Raw genomic sequence first — 16,491 nt, 5'->3', positions numbered from 1 at the left:
ACTGTTCGAACCGGGGGACAAGGACGGCGGCGCCGACGAAACCGCTTGCACCTTTCTTGTCGTCGTCCCGGCGAAGGCCGGGATGGCGGGACCGGGCGTCAGCGCAATTTTCGCACTCCCCCCTTGCCAAGCGCGACATTTTGCATCACTAGGGCGCCGATGCGCACCGCCGCCCTTCTTCTTCTGCGACTTACACGCCCTTGGGCGTGACACTGGCTGCGCGTTCGTCGCGGCCACCCGCTCAAGGGTCCGATCGACACCGACACAGCCCCCTGAAGAAGAAGTTTTCCTGCCATGACCATGCTCCGCGACCCCTCGGTCAAATATAGCGCCTTTCCGCAGGTGCCGCTCGCCAAACGCGAATGGCCCGCCCGCACCATCACCCGCGCCCCCATCTGGCTCTCGACCGACCTGCGCGACGGCAACCAGTCGCTGATCGACCCGATGGATGCCGAGAAAAAGACCCGTTTCTTCGACCTGCTGGTGAAGGCCGGGTTCAAGGAGATCGAGGTCGGCTTCCCCGCCAGCGGCGCGACCGATTTCGACTATATCCAGAACCTCGTCCGTTCGGGCCGCGTCCCCGACGATGTCACCCCGCAGGTGCTGACCCAGAGCCGCGCCGACCTCATCCGTACCAGCTTCGACAGCCTCGCCGGCGCGAAAACCGCGATCGTTCACGTCTATAACGCGCTCGCCCCCGCGTGGCGCAAGATCGTCTTCGGCATGGACAAGGATGACATCAAGGCGATCGCGATCGACGGCGCGAAGCAACTGCGCGACAATGCCGCGCGGCTTCCCGATACCGACTGGCGGTTCCAGTACAGCCCCGAATGCTTTTCGACCACCGAACTCGATTTCAGCATCGAGGTGTGCGAGGCGGTGATGGAGATCCTGAAGCCCACTTCGGCGAACCCGATCATCCTCAACCTGCCCGCGACGGTCGAGGCGGCGACGCCGAACATCTACGCCGACCAGATCGAATATTTCGCGAAGAACCTGCCGAACCGCGACGCCGCGATCATCAGCCTGCACACCCACAACGACCGCGGCACCGGCGTCGCGGCGGCCGAACTCGGCCTGCTCGCGGGCGCCGACCGCGTCGAGGGCTGCCTGTTCGGCAATGGCGAGCGCACCGGCAACACCTGCCTCGTCACCATCGCGCTCAACATGTACACGCAGGGCGTCGATCCCGGCCTCGATTTCTCCAACATCGACGAGGTCATCGCGACGGTCGAGTATTGCAACAATCTGCCCGTCCACCCGCGCCACCCCTATGGCGGCGCACTCGTCTACACCGCTTTTTCGGGCAGCCATCAGGACGCGATCAAAAAGGGCTTCGCCGCGCGCGAACGCCAGAATGACGAACGCTGGGAAGTCCCCTATCTGCCCATCGACCCCGCCGACCTGGGGCGCAGCTATGAAGCGGTGATCCGCGTCAACAGCCAGTCGGGCAAGGGCGGCGTCGCCTGGGTGCTCGAACAGGACAAGGGGCTGAAACTGCCCAAGAAGATGCAGGCGAGCTTCAGCCACATCGTCCAGGCGCTCGCCGACGAAACCAGCCGCGAACTCGGCGCCGAGGACATCTGGCAGGCGTTCGAGCGCGCCTATCTGACCACCGACGCCAAGCGCTTCCAGCTGGTCGACTGGTCGGAGAGCCATGCGGGCACCGACCGCATCTTCGCGGGCAAGCTCACCATCGACGGCATAGAGCGCAGCGTCAGCGGTCGCGGCAACGGCCTGATGTCGAGCGTCATCGCCGCGCTCGCCGAATCGGGCGGCCCGGTGATGGACATCGTCGATTACAGCGAACATGCGATCGGCCAGGGCAGCAATGTGCAGGCCGCCGCCTATGTCGAATGCCGCACCGCCGACGGCAAAAGCCTGTTCGGCTGCGGTCTCGACACCGACGTCGCGACGGCGAGCGTGCGCGCGATCCTCAGCGCGGCGAACGGCGCCTGATCATCCTCGCTGTCGCGCAGCAAGGGAGGTGGGGGTCAGACGCCTACGTCCTGGGAAGCAGCACCGCGTCGATCACATGGACGACGCCGTTCGCCTGCCCGACGTCGGCTTGCGTGACGACCGCCTTGTTGCCCGACGCGCTGGTAAGCAGGATCGAATCGCCCGATTCGCGCACCATCAGATCCTGTCCGTCGGCTGTCTTCAGCGTCAATTGCCCACCCGCGGCGTCGATCTGCGCGGCCAGATCGGCGGCGGTGAGCTTGCCGGGGACGACATGATAGTTGAGTACGCCCGCGAGCACGCTCCGCTGCGCCGGGCGCATCCAGCCGTCGCGCGTCACCGGCGGAACCTGGGTAAAGGCGGCGTCGGTCGGAGCAAAGACGGTGAACGGTCCCGCGCTCGACAAGGTCTGCGCCAGACCGGCCTGCGTGAGTGCAGCAGCGAGCGATGTGTGAATCGGCGAGGCGGCGATATTGTCGGCAATCGTCCGGTCGGCGGCCATCCCGTCCCCGGTCGCGCCGACGGCAATCGCATCGCCGACCGTCGCGGTCCCGGTCGTCGTTTCGGATTCGCTGCCGCATGCGGCAAGACCCAGCGAAAGAGCGGCGGTCAGGGCAAGCGTGGGAACAGCGAATGGCTTCGCGCGCGACATCGGGTAATCTCCGGTTGTTCAAGGACGGGGGTTGAGGTCCCATAGTAACCCGCCGCGCGATCAATAAAAGGCCCAAATCGGCCATTTTTTCATTATCGTCAGCGGCTAACGATCAGGCGCGCCATCAGCTGGTGGATGCGCTGCGGGTCGCTCTTGCGCGAAATCTTGACCTCGAGCGGCGTCGCGGCACCCGAAACCCAGACTTTCATGTCGGCATCGAGGTCAAAGGTGCCCGCGGTCTCGAACGAAAAGCGCGTCACCGAACGCCAGGGAATGCTTTGGAAATCCTTTTTCGATCCCGTCATCCCCTGTACGTCGACGAAGACGAAGCGATGGCTGGTGAGCAGCACCGTGTCGCGAATCGTGCGGAACGCCGCGAGCACCTGTTCGCCGTCGATCAGCCATGGCTGAAACTCGGCCTGCGCGCGCGAAACGTCGAGGTCCCCGGCGCTGAACAGGCCCATATCCGATTACCCCAGCAGCCGCTCGTTGACGACCTTGCCGCCCTGCGTCAGCCGCACGGCGTTGCCGATTTCCTCGTCGAGCACGGGCTTGCCCTGCTCCTTGTCCCAGAAGGCGGAAAGGAAGTTGAACAGGTTACGGCTGAACAATGCGCTGGTGTCGGCGGGCATCAGCGCGGCGATATTTTTCGCGCCGATCACGGTGACGCCGTGAATGCGCCTCGTTTCGCCCGAGACCGAGCCTTCGACATTGCCGCCGCTTTCGGCCGCCATGTCGACGATCACGCTGCCCGATCGCATCGTCGCAAGCTGTGCGTCCGAAATCAGCCGCGGCGCGGGGCGCCCCGGAATCAGCGCGGTGGTGATGACGATGTCCTGCTTGGCGATATGCGCTGACACGAGTTCGGCCTGCGCCGCCTTATATTCGTCGGACATTTCGGTGGCATAACCGCCCGCGCCCTCGCCCTCGATCCCCGCGACATTTTCGACGAAGATCGGCTTGGCGCCCAGCGAGAGAATCTGCTCCTTCGTCGCCGAGCGCACGTCGGTCGCACTGACCTGCGCGCCGAGCCGCCGCGCAGTGGCGATCGCCTGCAATCCGGCGACGCCGACCCCCATGATGAACGCCTTGGCCGCGCTGACGGTGCCCGCGGCGGTCATCATCATCGGAAAGGCGCGACCATAGGCATTCGCCGCCATCAGCACCGCCTTGTAACCGGCAAGATTCGCCTGGCTGGAAAGGATGTCCATCGACTGCGCGCGCGTGATGCGCGGCATGAACTCCATCGCCAGCGCCTCCAGCCCCAGCTTCGCATATTCGTCGACACGCGCGCGCGCGCCGAAGGGGTTGAGCCCGGCCGCCAGCCACGCGCCTTCGGCGAAGCCCGACAGCGTCGCCGGGTCCGGCCCCTGGATGCCGAGAATGATGTTCGCGCCCTTCAGCACCTCGGCGCGGCTGCCAACGCTCGCGCCCGCGGCGCCATAATCGGCGTCGGCAATCGAGGCCTGCTCCCCCGCCCCCGATTCGACGGCAACTTCGGCGCCCAGCCCAATGAATTTCTTCACGGTTTCCGGGGTCGCGGCGACCCGGGTCTCGCCAGCGGCGAGCTCCTTCAATACGGCGATGCGCATGACAGACAGGTCAGGACGCGATCAGGAGAACGACGATAAACGTCGCGATCCCGGTCAGGATCGCCCCGACCTTCAGCAGGCTGAGGAAACCCGAATAGGTTTCTTTTGCCGCCTTCATTTCCTGCTGTGCCATCGCTTTTCCCCTTCGCCAGTCCCGGTGAGAGCGCTCGGCGCGCCGTCCGGTATCGCCAGAATCGGCTGTCGCGCCGGTCTTAGCCACGCATATGGCGATGCTCAATAGCCGGTTTGGCCTGTCGGGAGCAGCAGGGCAAAAGGCGAACGGCCTTAATCGCCCTTTTACTCCTCACCGATAGGAAGGGTGTTCACGACAGCAATGGATGCACAGCGCTCCAGGGGACAGATTCGAAACCATGGCTAGCACGCGCGACACGCGAATGGTGATGATCGTCGACAGCGAGCCTGCACAGCAGCGCTTCCTGTCGGCGCTCGTGTCGCGTGGCGGCTGGCGCAGCGTCGTGGCCGCCGACACCGATACCGCGCTCGCCAAGCTCGGCACGCAGGAGGGGATGGCCCTCGACGCCGTTCTCATCGATCAGGGCGCACCTGGCATGGACATTGCCCAATTCGTGATCGAACTCCGCCGCTGGCGCCCCGCACTGCCACTCGTCGTCATCACCATGCGCAACGGGGTCGAGGTTGCGGTGGCGGCGATGCGCGCCGGGGCGAGCGACTTCGTCCAGAAACCCATCGCGCCCGACCGGCTGCTCGAAGCGCTCGACCGGGTGATGGCCGACAGCGGCCCCCAAGGCGAGCTGCGTCCGCTAACCGAAAAGCTGCGCGCGCCGCTCGCGTTCGAGGAAATCATCGGGTCCAGCCCCAATTTCCGCACGGCGCTCGCCATCGCAGCCAAGGCCGCACGCGCGCGAGTTCCGGTGATGATCAACGGCAAACCCGGCACCGGCAAGGAGGTCTTTGCCCGCGCGATCCATGGCGCGAGTCCGCGCGCACGCGGCCCGCTCGTCATGGTCGATTGTTCGGCGGTTTCGCCCGGCCTGATCGGATCGGGGCTGTTCGGCCACGAACGCGGCGCCTTTCCCGGTGCCTTCGACCGCCAGATTGGTCGTCTTGTCCAAGCCGACGGCGGCAGCATCATCATCGACCATGTCGAGTGCATCCCGCTCGACACCCAGGCAAAGCTCGTCGAGTTTCTGAACAACGGCGAGCTGCAGATGATCGGCGGGTCGATCCGCCAGACCGTCGATGTGCGCATTATCGCGACGAGCGCCAGCCCGCTCGACAAGCTCATCGAGGCGGGTCATTTCCGCGAAGATCTGTTCTACGCGCTGTCGAGCGCGCAGCTCACCCTGCCTTCGCTCAGCGAGCGCCGCGGCGACGTCGGCCCGCTCGCGCGCCACCTGCTCGCGCGGATCGGCGGTCTCCCCGGCATGGGGTCGATCGGCATCACTGACGACGCGCTGCGCCTGCTTGCCGCCTATGCCTGGCCGGGCAATGTCCGCCAGCTTCAGGATGTGCTGTTCCGCGCCGCAGTGGGCAGCACCACCGATGTCCTGACCGCCGCCGATTTCCGTGCAATCGAAGCGACGCTCGCCGGCGGCACCGCCAGCGACGGCGAGGTGGCGATCAACGGCGAGGCGATCGGCGTCACGCTCTACCTGCCTGACGGCAATCTGCGTCCGCTCGAGGAGATCGAGGCCGACGTCATCCGCCTCGCGATCGGCCACTATCGCGGCCGCATGAGCGAAGTCGCCCGGCGGCTGGGGATCGGGCGTTCGACGCTCTATCGCAAGCTCGGCGACCTCGGGATCGACACGGCGGCCTGATACGCTTGCGGATCGGTTTGATTGGGCTGCTCGATCGGGCTACTTGATATATAAGTTTGAACTTATATGATGTCCCGACAGAAATCGGGAGAATCATCATGCCGTTCGATACCGCCGCCCATGCCGCCATGGTTGTCCGCAAGGTCGAGGACGTGACGCACGCGGGCCAGCCCTGCCGCGCCGTCGTCGCCGCGCGCGCCTATGCCACCGACATCGACGATCTGTGGAATGCGATCACCGACAAGGCGCGCATCGCGCGCTGGTTCGCCCCCGTGGAGGGCGACCTTGAACTTGGCGGCAAATATCAGATCAAAGGCAATGCCGGCGGCACCGTCACCGCGTGCGAGCCGCCGAAGGGCTTTGCCCTCACCTGGGAGTTTGGCGGCGGTGTGAGCTGGGTCGAGGTCGAGCTGACGGAGGCCGGCGACCAGACACAATTGACCCTGAAACATATCGCGCCGCGTGACGGCAAGTCGGAAGAGTTCTGGGACCAGTTCGGCCCCGGCGCGGTCGGCGTCGGCTGGGACCTGTCGCTGCTCGGCCTCGCCTGGCACCTCGAAACCGGCGATTCGGTTCAGGAACAATTTGCCGAAACGACATGGCCGTCGAGCGCCGAGGGGCGGGCTTTCGTGGGGGCGAGCAGCGATGGCTGGGCCGCAGCATCAATTGCTTATGGGACCGATGAGTCAGCCGCACGCCGCGCCGCGACCGCCACGACCGCCTTCTTTACCGGCGTATCTGCATCTGAGTGATGCACGCCTTCGACATCCTCGGCGATCCCGTCCGCCGCCGCATCCTCGAATTGCTTGCTGATGGGCAAATGGCGTCGGGCGAGATCGTCGAGGTAATCGCGGCGGAGTTCGCCATCTCGCAGCCGGCCGTGTCGCAGCATCTGCGCATCCTGCGCGACAACGGCTTCGCGACGGCAAAGGCGGACGGACGGCGCCGCCTCTATGCGGTCGCGCCCCACCGTTTCGATGAAATCGACGCATGGGTGCAACGCTTCCGCCGCACGTGGGAGCCGCGCTTCGAAGCGCTTGCGACCGAGATTGCGCGCGGCAAGAAAGAACGGCGGGAACAGGATTAACTGGTCAGCGCCGCATCGCGCAACCCCCGCCACACGCGCAGGGCCTGACGGTTTTCCGCCAGGTCATGGACGCGCAGCAGCTGCGCGCCTTGCGCCGCCGCCTGATAGTTCAGCGCGACCGTGCCGCCGAGCCGCTGATCCGCCGCGGCCTCATTGTCGAGCGCGCCGATCATCCGCTTGCGGCTCGCGCCGAACAGCACCGGACAGCCGAGCGTGTGGAACAGTGCCAGGCCGTTCACGAGCGCCAGATTGTCGCCCACCCCCTTGCCGAAGCCGATTCCCGGATCGACGATGATCTTCGCGCGGTCGACCCCCGCGGCCACGCACGCCGCAACGCGCTCGGCGAGCATGTCGTACACGTCGAACAGGACATGGGCGTAAGTTCCGCCCTCATGCGGGTCGCTCTTGGCCGACGGCGCGTGCATCAGCACGACCGGGCAGCCCGCCTGCACCACCACGTCCATCGCGCGCTCGTCGTAACGCAGCGCCGAAATATCGTTGACGATGCCGGCGCCTGCCGCGAGCGCGGCTTCCATCACGGCGGCCTTGCGCGTGTCGATCGACACCGCGACACCGCCCTTCGCCAGCGCCGAAACCACCCCTTCGATGCGCCGGATCTCGTCGCCTTCCCAGATGAGCGGCGCGCCGGGCCGCGTCGATTCGCCGCCGACGTCGATGATCGCCGCGCCCGCCGCGCCCATCGCGAAACCCGCGTCGATCGCCGCACCGGCATCGACATGCTTGCCGCCGTCCGAAAAACTGTCGGGCGTCACGTTCACAATGCCCATCAGCTGCGGCTCACTCAACCGGATCGTGCGTTCGCCAAGCTGGAGGTTGCCGCGCGGCCGCGCGACTCCCGCGCGCTGCGCTTTCGCCGCTTCGCCCAGCCGGCCCGGCATCGCCGCGATCCAGTCGTCGAGTTCGGCGACCGGCACGATCGCCGAAAGGACGGCGCCATTATCGCGCAGGCTGACGTGCCAGGCTGCGAACCAGACCATCGTGTCGGCGATCCGCAGGCAGGCGTCGTCCAGTTCGTGCGGGCGATCGACGAAGCACGTCGGGCGGAGGTAGATGCGGGCATCCTCCCATGTCTTGCCGAGGTCGGCCCTGGTCAGCGGGTGGAACATGCTTATCCTCTATCCGTCATTGCGAGCGAAGCGAAGCAATCTCCAGCCACCGGGGACGCGCGCCGATAGGTGGAGATTGCTTCGTCGCTCCGCTCCTCGCAATGACGTATGATGTCAGGCCTCGTTCGCCAGCAACCAGTCCTGCCGCACCGCGTCGATCACGCGCAACTCCTGACCCGTATCGACATGCCAGAAGGTCCAGCCGTTGCAGCTCGGCGCACCCTGCACACCCGCGCCGACCTTGTGGATCGACCCCGGCGCCTGCCCCTCGCAATCGAGGCTGCCATCGACGCGCACTTTCGCTTTCCAGCGGCGCTTGGCATCGGTCAGCACGGTCCCCGGCGCGATCAACCCGCATTCGACGAGCGTGCCAAACGCGACGCGCGTGGCGGCCTTGGGCGCCATCATCGTCTTCACCGCGCTTTCGTCGAGCGGCAGCGCCAGTTCGATACGCTCCTTCGCCGCCGCGATATAGTCATCCTCGCGCTCGATGCCGATATAGTGGCGCCCCAGCCGCTTCGCGACCGCGCCCGTCGTGCCGGTTCCGAAAAAGGGATCGAGGATCACGTCGCCGGGGTTCGAGCAGGCGAGCAGGATGCGATAGAGCAAGGCCTCGGGCTTTTGCGTCGGGTGGACCTTGTGCCCGCCCTTCTTCAGCCGTTCCGGCCCGCCGCAGATCGGGATCAGCCAGTCGCTGCGCATCTGAAGCTCGTCGTTCAGCGTCTTCATCGCGCGATAGTTGAAGGTATAGCGCGCCTTCTCGCCCATCGACGCCCAGATCAGCGTCTCATGCGCGTTGGTAAAGCGCGTGCCCTTGAAATTGGGCATCGGATTCGCCTTGCGCCACACGATGTCGTTGAGGATCCAGTATCCCTGGTCCTGGAGCGCGGCGCCGACGCGGAAGATATTGTGATAGCTGCCGATGACCCAGATGCTGCCGCCGGGTTTCAGGATACGCCTGGCTTCCTTCAGCCAGGCATGGGTGAAGCGGTCATAGGTCGCCAGACTGTCGAACTTGTCCCAGTCGTCGTCGACCGCATCGACCTGACTGCCGTCGGGGCGCAGCAAATCGCCACCGAGCTGAAGGTTGTACGGCGGATCGGCAAAGATCATGTCGACCGACGCCGCGGGCAGGCCGCGCATCATCGCGACGCAATCGCCCTGCAGGATGCTGTCGAGCGGCAGGTCCGCGGGCGCAACCGCCGGCGTCCGCAGCTTCCTCGCCGGCGCCTTCACCCGTTCCATCACACCCATGCGTCACCCCGTTGCTCGATCGAAAGATGTCCCTGATGAGTCCGGCAGAGTCCGCCGTCAAGCCACGGATTCTAGGGATTCCCGGTGTCACAATGGTTAACGGGAGGGGAACGAAACGAGTCCCCCACGACATATGGAGTCTGTCGCGGCACGGGGACTCAACCACTGGTGGTGTGGCGGCGGGGACTCACCGGCAAAAAAAAGCGGAAAAACCTTCTCCCCTTGCGGGAGAAGGTTTGAAAGCTAAATCCCCGGATCGACCCCCGTCAGTTCGACCGACCGCTCCCACAGCTCGCGCGCCAGTTTCGGATCGCGCGCCGCGCGGCTCGCGCGCGCCGGGCCCGACCGCCCCGAAACTTCGCCCAGCCCCTGCGGCCCCAGATAGTCGCCGCCCTGCACATGCGCGCCGGTCGCGGCCTGCAAGGTCGGCCACGCGCCCTGCGCCGCACTGTTGAAAAAGGGTGCGGCGAGCGGCGTCATGTAGCGGAGCGGCAACGGCAGGTGCCGCTGCAATTCGGTGAGTGCGACGCCGGGATGACATCCGATCGCCTGCGTCGCCCGCCCGGCAGCGCTGAGCCGCCGGTCGAGCTCGAACATATGGAGCAGGTTCGCCAGCTTGCTCATCTGATAGCGCGCCCAGTTGTGATAGCTGCGGGTCGCCGACAGGTCGCTGTAATCCATCTCGCCGCTCTTGTGCGCGATGCTGCCGGTGATGACGATCCGGTCTTCGATGTGGGTATGCACCAGCCCGGTGAAGGCAAAGGTGCCCAGATGATTGACCCCGAATTGCAACTCATGGCCCTGCTTGGTCAGCGTCCGCGGCGGGATCATCACCCCGGCGTTGTTGACGAGCACGTCGATCCGCGGTCCCGCAAGCACCGCCGCGGCCGCCTCCTTCACCTGGTCGAGGTCGGCCAGGTCGAGCCGCAGGAAGGACAGGTCGGCTTTGGACCGATCGCTTCGGATTCGTGCCATCGCGGCCTCGGCCTTTTCCGCATCGCGGCACGCGAGCACGACATGCGCGCCACGCGCCGCAAGCGTCCGCGCCACCTCGAACCCGATTCCGGCATTGGCGCCGGTGACCAGAAAGCGCCGCCCGATTTGCGGCCCTACGTCATCGGCGGAAAATCCCCTGCTCATCGCCTTCCCCTTTCAGGCTGTGGGCGGTCAGACCAGTTGCAATTGCGCAACCGGGGCGAAACTGGTCCGATGGTGCGGCGTCGGGCCATGGCGACGCAGCGCCGCGAGATGCTGCGCGGTACCATAGCCCATGTTGCTCTCCCAACCAAAAGCCGGATAATCCTGCGCTGCCGCGATCATCAAGCGGTCGCGATGCTGTTTGGCAAGGATGCTCGCCGCCGAGATACAGGGGTGCAGCGCATCGCCGCCGACGATTGCGCGCGCCTGGTAGCGCCAGCGGGGCAGCCGGTTGCCGTCGACCAGCACTTCCGCGGGCTCGAACCCCAAAGCCTCGACCGCGCGCGTCATCGCCAGGAAGGTCGCCTGCAATATGTTGATCCGGTCGATTTCCTCGACGCTCGCCTCGCCAATACCCCAGCGGCACTGCGCCCTGATCGCGCTTTCCAGCGCGCCGCGACGTCTGGCGGAGAGCTTCTTCGAATCGTCGAGCCCTGCAATGCCCCCCTCGCACAGCAGCACCGCCGCCGCGACGACCGGCCCCGCAAGCGGCCCGCGCCCGGCTTCATCGACGCCGACGATCATATGCGCCACCACAGTAAGCCAAACGCCGGAATCCGTTCGCATCGAGCGAAGTCGCGATGCCCATGAGCGTTGCACCAAGCCGATGGGTGTCTCGACTTCGCTCGACACGAACGGACCGATGATATCGTTTCGAAGTTTACACCCGCCACGGCGGATACCTTCGATACTCGCCGGCCTGATACAGGCACAGCCGGTTCCCCGCCGGATCGGTCAGCCGCGCCTCGCGCCACCCCCAATCCTCGTCCTTCGGCATCTGGTCGAACCGCACGCCGCGCCGCGCCAGATAGGCGACCCACGCATCGAGCGCGCCGCTCTCCAGATAGGTCGTCGCCCCGTCCGCCGCGCCATCGCCGACATGGATCGACAGCGTGACGCCATTTGCCGCTTCAAAGCGCGCATATCCATTGTCAGGGCTATCGACGATCTGCGTCAGGCCCAACTGCTTGTAAAAGGCGACCGACGCCGCATAATCATCGGCGGGCAACGTCATCTGGTTGAGCGCCGGCCCCGTGAACAGCCCGTCGTTGCGCACCATCTGCTGCCCCATCGGGCCATGCCCTCGCCCCAGCCCCGGCGCATCGAGCAACGCCAGCCGCACGAAATCGCGCGCACGCGCGACAGCGGGTTCCAGCGGCATTCCCTCCGCCAGCCCGCACGCGATCGCGCTCGCCAGCGTGCAGCCGGTGCCGTGGCTGTGCGGCGTGTCGATCCGCGGCGCTTCCCAACGCGCAACCTCGCCCTCGCCCGGTTCGAGCAGGCGATCGGTCACCGTCGCGCCCGCGCCGTGCCCGCCCTTGACGAGCAGCGAACAGCCGTGCGCAAGCACCGCCTCCTCGCCGCCCAGCGCTTCGAGTTCGGGCAGGTTCGGCGTCGCGACCATCGCGCGCCGCAGCAGCGCACGGAACGCGTCGATCGTCGCCGCGTCGGCGAGCACCGACCCGCTCGTCGCGACCATTACCGGATCGAACACCAGCGCCGCTTCGGCGAGGTCGGGGCGCGCGAGCCGCTCGGCCACCGCCGCCGCGGTTTCGGCGCTGCCGATCATGCCGATCTTGACAGCGTCAACACCGATGTCGGCCGCAACGCTGTCGATCTGCGCCAGCACCATCTCGGTGGGCACCCGATGCACAGCCTGCACGCCCAGCGTGTTCTGCGCGGTGATCGCGGTGATCGCGGTCATCGCATGACCGCCCAGCATCGTCACCGCCTTGATATCGGCCTGGATTCCCGCTCCGCCGCCGCTGTCCGATCCGGCGATGATCAGCACGCGGGGGGTCGTCGGCACCTAACCTCTGGCCCCCGGATGCCGCCGCTCCGTCGAGGCCGGAAACTTCGCCAGCGCCGCGCCCTCGCGCAGCGGCCGGTCGAGCAGGTCGCCGCCGCAATTGGGGCAACGCTCGTCGAGCTTGTCGGCGCAGTTCGCGCAGAATGTGCATTCGAACGAGCAGATGAAGGCACCGTGGATGTCGGCGGGCAAATCGCGTCCGCAGCGTTCGCAATCGGGTCGCATTTCAAGCATATCGTGCCTCTTTCAGTCAGGTAAAAATATCAGACGGCCGCGCGCACCGCGTCGCAGATCATGTCGACCACACGCTCGACCTCGCCCGCATCGTCGCCCTCGGCCATCACGCGGATCAGCGGTTCGGTGCCCGATGGGCGGATGACGAGGCGCCCGCGGCCGTTCAGCGCCGCCTCGCCCTCGGCGATCGCCGCAAGCACCTGCTTGTCCTCGAGCGGCTTGCCGCCCGCGAAACGGACATTCTTCAAAAGCTGCGGCACGGGGTCGAACTGGTGCAGCAATTCGCTCGCGGGCCGTTCGGCGGCGACCAGCTCGGCCAGCAGTTGCAGCGCGGCGAGCGTGCCGTCGCCCGTCGTCGCGTGGTCCGACAGGATCATGTGCCCCGACTGTTCGCCGCCGACGTTGAAGCCGCCTTCCTTCATGCGTTCGAGCACATGGCGGTCGCCGACCTTGGTCCGCTCGAGCCGCAGCCCCTGCCCTTCCAGAAAGCGTTCGAGCCCCAGGTTCGACATCACCGTCGCGACGACACCGCCGCCTTTCAGTCGTCCCTGCCGTGCCCAGCTCGCGCCGATCAGGCCCATGATCTGATCGCCGTCAATGATGCTGCCCTTTTCGTCGACGACGATCAGCCGGTCGGCATCGCCATCGAGGGCGATGCCGATATCGGCGCCGCTCGCGACCACCGTTTCCTGGAGCAATGCGGGTGCGGTCGACCCGCATTTGTCGTTGATGTTCGTGCCATTGGGTTCGACGCCGATCGCCACCACATCGGCGCCCAACTCCCAGAACACCGTCGGCGCGCTGTTATAGGCGGCGCCGTTCGCGCAATCGAGCACGATGCGCAGCCCGTCGAGGCGCACCATTTGGGGCAGGCTCTGCTTCACCGCGTGGATATAGCGCCCGCGCGCGTCGTCGATCCGCTTTGCACGCCCGATATGCGTCGCATCGGCGAGCCGCGGCTCCTCGACGAGCAGCCGTTCGATGGCCGCCTCATCGGCGTCGGACAGCTTGTATCCGTCGGGGCCGAACAGCTTGATTCCATTATCCTGATAAGGGTTGTGGCTCGCCGAAATCATCACGCCCAGGTCGGCGCGCATCGAGCGCGTCAGCATCGCAATCGCCGGGGTCGGCATCGGGCCGACCTGCACCACGTCCATGCCGACGCTGGTAAACCCCGCGACGAGCGCATTTTCGAGCATATAGCCCGACAGGCGCGTATCCTTGCCGATCACGACGCGGTGCTTGTGGTCGCCGCGCAGGAAATGCGCGCCCGCCGCCATGCCGACGCGCATCGCGACCTCGGCGGTCATCGGAACCTTGTTCGTCAGCCCGCGAATCCCGTCGGTTCCGAAAAATCTGCGCATGCCACCTCTGTTGCTCGATCCGCACCCTGGGACGGCGCCGTTCGACGCGACGGCCCCATGGGGCCTTGTCCAGCCCAAAAACCGGTTCCCGTTTCGTCTGCAAGCTGCTCTAAGTCACGCTCATTTGCTTGGCAAGCTGACCAACGAAGCGCGGGGAGAATCCGTCTTGAAATCCGCCTGGTTCATCCTTTCGGCGCTCGTCGCCGGCATGTTGCTGGGAATCGGCGTCGACATTGCAGCCCCCGGCGCGGCGACCGCGTCGCTCGCCTTTGTCGAACCGGTGGGCCTCCTGTGGCTCAACGCGCTCAAGATGACGATCGTGCCGCTGGTGGTTGCGCTGCTTATCACCGGTATCACCGCGACCGCCGACGCCGCGCGCGCGGGGCGGCTCGCCAGTCGTGCGGTGATGACCTTCCTCGCCGCGATCGTGCTGTCGGGGTTGATGTCGCTCGCGCTGACGCCGCTCCTGCTGCGTCTTTTCCCGCTTTCGACCGCCGCGGCGGCGGCGCTGCGCGACGGGCTCGGCGGCGGCGGCGAGACGCCGCCCTCGCCGACCTTTTCGGACTTCATCCTCGGCCTCGTGCCGACCAACCCGATCGCGGCGGCGGCCGAAACCGCGATCCTGCCGCTGATCGTCTTCACCACCGTCTTTGCCTTCGCCATCACCCGCCTCGCCCCCGAACAACGCGCGACGCTGTCGGGGCTGTTCAAGGCGCTTGGCGACGCGATGCTCATCGTCATCGGCTGGGTGCTCGCGCTTGCGCCGCTCGGCGTTTTTGCGCTGGGTTACGCGCTCGCGGTCAAGGCCGGGCTCGCGGCTTTCGGCGGGCTTGTCCATTATGTGCTCATCGTCTCGGGCATCGGCGTCGCCTGCATCATGCTGGCGCTGCTGCTGGCGGTGCTTGTCGTGCGCATTCCCGTCACCCGCTTCGTCCCCGCGATGGTGCCTACTTTGGCAGTGGCGATCAGCACGCAAAGCTCGCTCGCCAGCCTGCCCGCGATGCTCAAGGCTTCCGAAGAGTTGGGCGTCGCCCCGAAAAAGGCCGATGTCGTGCTGCCGCTCGCGGTCGCGCTGTTCCGTTTCACCAGCACCGCGATGAACCTCGCCGTGGTCATCTATGTCGCGACGCTGTTCGGGCTCGAACTGACGCCGTGGGAGATGGCGGCGGGGCTCGCGGTCGCGGTCGGTGCGGCGCTGAGCGCGGTCAGCCTGCCGGGATCGATCAGCTTCGTCACCTCGATCGCGCCGATCGCCACGGCGATGGGCGTCCCCGTCGCGCCGCTGGGACTCCTTGTCGCGGTCGAAACTTTCCCCGATATATTCCGCACCGTCGGCAATGTCGTCGCCGATGTCGCCGCGACGCGCTTCGCCGCCGGCGAAGAAACGCACGCACCCGCAGGAGAAACGCCATGAAATATCGCACGCTCGGCCACGGCCTCACCGTTTCCGCGATCGGCATCGGCTGCATGCCGATGATCAAGGGCGGCAATATCCTTTATGGCGAGGCGGCCGATCTCGACGAAGCGACGCGCACCATCCACCGCGCGATCGACCTCGGCGTCACCTTTTTCGATACCGCGCAAATCTATGGTCCGTTCAGCAACGAGGAGCTGCTGGGCGAAGCGATCCGCGGCAAGCGCGACGGCCTTGTCATCGCCACCAAGTTCGGCTTCCGCTTCGACGGCAAGCAGATCACCGGCGTCGATGGCTCGCCGGAAAACGCGCGCAAAAGCTGCGAAGGTTCGCTCCAGCGGCTCGGCATCGACACGATCGACCTTTTCTACCAGCACCGCGTCGATCCCGCGATCCCGATCGAGGAGGTCGTCGGCGGGATGATGGAGTTGGTGAAGGAGGGCAAGGTGCGCCATATCGCGCTCTCCGAAGCCGGTCCCGAAACGCTCCGCCGCGCTGCCAAGGCCGCGCCGATCACCGCGCTGCAAAGCGAGTATTCGATCTGGGAGCGCGACGTGGAGGACGAGATCCTGCCCGTCTGCCGCGAACATGGCATCGGCTTCGTCCCCTATTCGCCGCTTGGCCGCGGTTTCCTCGCGGGTGCGGTGCGCAGCCGCGACGAACTGCCCGAGCATGACTGGCGCCGCAACGACCCGCGCTATTCGGACGAGAATCTCCCCGCCAACCTCGCGATCGTCGATGCCATCGGCGCGGTCGCCGACAAGCATGGCGTGTCAAAGGCGCAGGTGGCGCTCGCCTGGCTGCTCGCGCGGGGCGAGGACATCGTCCCCATCCCCGGCACCAAGCGGCGCGCGACGATGGAGGACAGCGTCGGCGCCGCCGACGTCACGCTGACCGCCGACGACATCGAGGCGATCGACTCCGCAGCGCCGAAGGGCGGAACCAGCGGCCCGCGCTATGGCGAACAGGGGATGCGGATGGTGCGGCTGTAAGACTTCG

The 16,491-nt window shown here is 66.3% G+C and carries 17 protein-coding genes; 6 read left to right on the top strand and 11 right to left on the bottom strand.

Features of this window, described 5'->3' with window-relative positions; genetic code table 11:
* Positions 1-294: 294 nt before the first annotated feature.
* Positions 295-1,959 carry a 2-isopropylmalate synthase gene (gene leuA / locus SALA_RS04920; RefSeq protein WP_011541279.1) on the top strand — a complete coding sequence of 555 codons (1,665 nt, stop codon included), beginning with the start codon at positions 295-297 and terminating at the stop codon, positions 1,957-1,959.
* Positions 1,960-2,002: 43 nt separating this feature from the next.
* Here the strand turns inward: leuA and SALA_RS04915 are convergent, their stop codons facing one another.
* The 4 genes from SALA_RS04915 to SALA_RS04900 form a co-directional block, all read right to left on the bottom strand.
* Complete coding sequence (locus tag SALA_RS04915) at positions 2,003-2,611, bottom strand: fasciclin domain-containing protein (protein ID WP_011541278.1); 609 nt, start codon at positions 2,609-2,611, stop codon at positions 2,003-2,005.
* Positions 2,612-2,709: 98 nt separating this feature from the next.
* On the bottom strand, positions 2,710-3,075 hold the full coding sequence (locus SALA_RS04910) for a PH domain-containing protein (RefSeq protein ID WP_011541277.1): 366 nt from the start codon (positions 3,073-3,075) through the stop codon (positions 2,710-2,712).
* 6 nt (positions 3,076-3,081) lie between these two features.
* Positions 3,082-4,203: an NAD(P) transhydrogenase subunit alpha gene (locus SALA_RS04905; RefSeq protein ID WP_011541276.1), complete on the bottom strand. Its 1,122-nt coding sequence runs from the start codon at positions 4,201-4,203 to the stop codon at positions 3,082-3,084.
* Between the two features lie 10 nt (positions 4,204-4,213).
* The gene (locus tag SALA_RS04900) at positions 4,214-4,336 is read right to left on the bottom strand and encodes a hypothetical protein (RefSeq protein ID WP_041383100.1); all 123 of its coding nucleotides are present in this window, start codon (positions 4,334-4,336) and stop codon (positions 4,214-4,216) included.
* A 238-nt stretch (positions 4,337-4,574) separates the two neighbouring features.
* Here SALA_RS04900 and SALA_RS04895 point away from each other — a divergent pair, with 238 nt between their 5' ends.
* The 3 genes from SALA_RS04895 (at position 4,575) to SALA_RS04885 (ending at position 7,092) form a co-directional block, all read left to right on the top strand.
* A complete protein-coding gene (locus SALA_RS04895; protein ID WP_041383099.1) occupies positions 4,575-6,005 on the top strand; it encodes a sigma-54-dependent transcriptional regulator in 1,431 nt (476 codons plus the stop codon).
* Between the two features lie 98 nt (positions 6,006-6,103).
* Positions 6,104-6,757, top strand: a complete 654-nt coding sequence (locus SALA_RS04890) for an SRPBCC family protein (protein WP_011541274.1) — start codon at positions 6,104-6,106, stop codon at positions 6,755-6,757.
* Positions 6,757-7,092, top strand: a complete 336-nt coding sequence (locus SALA_RS04885) for an ArsR/SmtB family transcription factor (RefSeq protein ID WP_011541273.1) — start codon at positions 6,757-6,759, stop codon at positions 7,090-7,092. The genes SALA_RS04890 and SALA_RS04885 overlap by 1 nt, the downstream gene beginning before the upstream one ends.
* On the opposite strand, the gene folP is transcribed toward SALA_RS04885, so the two are convergent.
* The 7 genes from folP to glmM form a co-directional block, all read right to left on the bottom strand.
* Positions 7,089-8,219: a dihydropteroate synthase gene (gene folP, locus SALA_RS04880; protein ID WP_011541272.1), complete on the bottom strand. Its 1,131-nt coding sequence runs from the start codon at positions 8,217-8,219 to the stop codon at positions 7,089-7,091. The genes SALA_RS04885 and folP overlap by 4 nt on opposite strands.
* A gap of 114 nt (positions 8,220-8,333) precedes the next feature.
* Positions 8,334-9,473 (bottom strand): site-specific DNA-methyltransferase, encoded by a 1,140-nt coding sequence (locus SALA_RS04875; RefSeq protein WP_011541271.1) that lies wholly within the window; start codon positions 9,471-9,473, stop codon positions 8,334-8,336.
* A gap of 243 nt (positions 9,474-9,716) precedes the next feature.
* A complete protein-coding gene (locus SALA_RS04870) occupies positions 9,717-10,613 on the bottom strand; it encodes an oxidoreductase (protein ID WP_011541270.1) in 897 nt (298 codons plus the stop codon).
* Positions 10,614-10,640: 27 nt separating this feature from the next.
* Positions 10,641-11,237, bottom strand: coding sequence for a ribonuclease HII (locus tag SALA_RS04865; protein ID WP_011541269.1), 597 nt, complete (start codon positions 11,235-11,237; stop codon positions 10,641-10,643).
* A 94-nt stretch (positions 11,238-11,331) separates the two neighbouring features.
* On the bottom strand, positions 11,332-12,480 hold the full coding sequence (gene thiD / locus SALA_RS04860) for a bifunctional hydroxymethylpyrimidine kinase/phosphomethylpyrimidine kinase (RefSeq protein WP_011541268.1): 1,149 nt from the start codon (positions 12,478-12,480) through the stop codon (positions 11,332-11,334).
* Positions 12,481-12,714: a DUF1272 domain-containing protein gene (locus SALA_RS04855; protein WP_011541267.1), complete on the bottom strand. Its 234-nt coding sequence runs from the start codon at positions 12,712-12,714 to the stop codon at positions 12,481-12,483.
* 29 nt (positions 12,715-12,743) lie between these two features.
* On the bottom strand, positions 12,744-14,078 hold the full coding sequence (glmM, locus tag SALA_RS04850) for a phosphoglucosamine mutase (RefSeq protein ID WP_011541266.1): 1,335 nt from the start codon (positions 14,076-14,078) through the stop codon (positions 12,744-12,746).
* Positions 14,079-14,244: 166 nt separating this feature from the next.
* Here glmM and SALA_RS04845 point away from each other — a divergent pair, with 166 nt between their 5' ends.
* Together SALA_RS04845 and SALA_RS04840 are read left to right on the top strand one after the other, a co-directional pair.
* A complete protein-coding gene (locus SALA_RS04845) occupies positions 14,245-15,492 on the top strand; it encodes a dicarboxylate/amino acid:cation symporter (RefSeq protein ID WP_011541265.1) in 1,248 nt (415 codons plus the stop codon).
* Positions 15,489-16,484, top strand: a complete 996-nt coding sequence (locus tag SALA_RS04840) for an aldo/keto reductase (RefSeq protein WP_011541264.1) — start codon at positions 15,489-15,491, stop codon at positions 16,482-16,484. Before SALA_RS04845 ends, SALA_RS04840 begins: the two co-directional genes overlap by 4 nt.
* Positions 16,485-16,491 lie beyond the last annotated feature (7 nt).

The sequence above is a fragment of the Sphingopyxis alaskensis RB2256 genome (assembly GCF_000013985.1).
Taxonomy (GTDB): Bacteria; Pseudomonadota; Alphaproteobacteria; order Sphingomonadales; family Sphingomonadaceae; genus Sphingopyxis; species Sphingopyxis alaskensis.
This window is presented reverse-complemented; position numbering and strand designations above follow the sequence as displayed.

Excerpts from the sequence above, each read along its gene's own strand:
- leuA (WP_011541279.1), top strand. The coding sequence starts at position 295 with ATGACCATGCTCCGCGACCCCTCGGTCAAATATAGCGCCTTTCCGCAG.
- SALA_RS04915 (WP_011541278.1), bottom strand. The coding sequence starts at position 2,611 with ATGTCGCGCGCGAAGCCATTCGCTGTTCCCACGCTTGCCCTGACCGCC.
- SALA_RS04910 (WP_011541277.1), bottom strand. The coding sequence starts at position 3,075 with ATGGGCCTGTTCAGCGCCGGGGACCTCGACGTTTCGCGCGCGCAGGCC.
- SALA_RS04905 (WP_011541276.1), bottom strand. The coding sequence starts at position 4,203 with ATGCGCATCGCCGTATTGAAGGAGCTCGCCGCTGGCGAGACCCGGGTC.
- SALA_RS04900 (WP_041383100.1), bottom strand. The coding sequence starts at position 4,336 with ATGGCACAGCAGGAAATGAAGGCGGCAAAAGAAACCTATTCGGGTTTC.
- SALA_RS04895 (WP_041383099.1), top strand. The coding sequence starts at position 4,575 with ATGGCTAGCACGCGCGACACGCGAATGGTGATGATCGTCGACAGCGAG.
- SALA_RS04890 (WP_011541274.1), top strand. The coding sequence starts at position 6,104 with ATGCCGTTCGATACCGCCGCCCATGCCGCCATGGTTGTCCGCAAGGTC.
- SALA_RS04885 (WP_011541273.1), top strand. The coding sequence starts at position 6,757 with ATGCACGCCTTCGACATCCTCGGCGATCCCGTCCGCCGCCGCATCCTC.
- folP (WP_011541272.1), bottom strand. The coding sequence starts at position 8,219 with ATGTTCCACCCGCTGACCAGGGCCGACCTCGGCAAGACATGGGAGGAT.
- SALA_RS04875 (WP_011541271.1), bottom strand. The coding sequence starts at position 9,473 with ATGGGTGTGATGGAACGGGTGAAGGCGCCGGCGAGGAAGCTGCGGACG.
- SALA_RS04870 (WP_011541270.1), bottom strand. The coding sequence starts at position 10,613 with ATGAGCAGGGGATTTTCCGCCGATGACGTAGGGCCGCAAATCGGGCGG.
- SALA_RS04865 (WP_011541269.1), bottom strand. The coding sequence starts at position 11,237 with ATGCGAACGGATTCCGGCGTTTGGCTTACTGTGGTGGCGCATATGATC.
- SALA_RS04855 (WP_011541267.1), bottom strand. The coding sequence starts at position 12,714 with ATGCTTGAAATGCGACCCGATTGCGAACGCTGCGGACGCGATTTGCCC.
- glmM (WP_011541266.1), bottom strand. The coding sequence starts at position 14,078 with ATGCGCAGATTTTTCGGAACCGACGGGATTCGCGGGCTGACGAACAAG.
- SALA_RS04840 (WP_011541264.1), top strand. The coding sequence starts at position 15,489 with ATGAAATATCGCACGCTCGGCCACGGCCTCACCGTTTCCGCGATCGGC.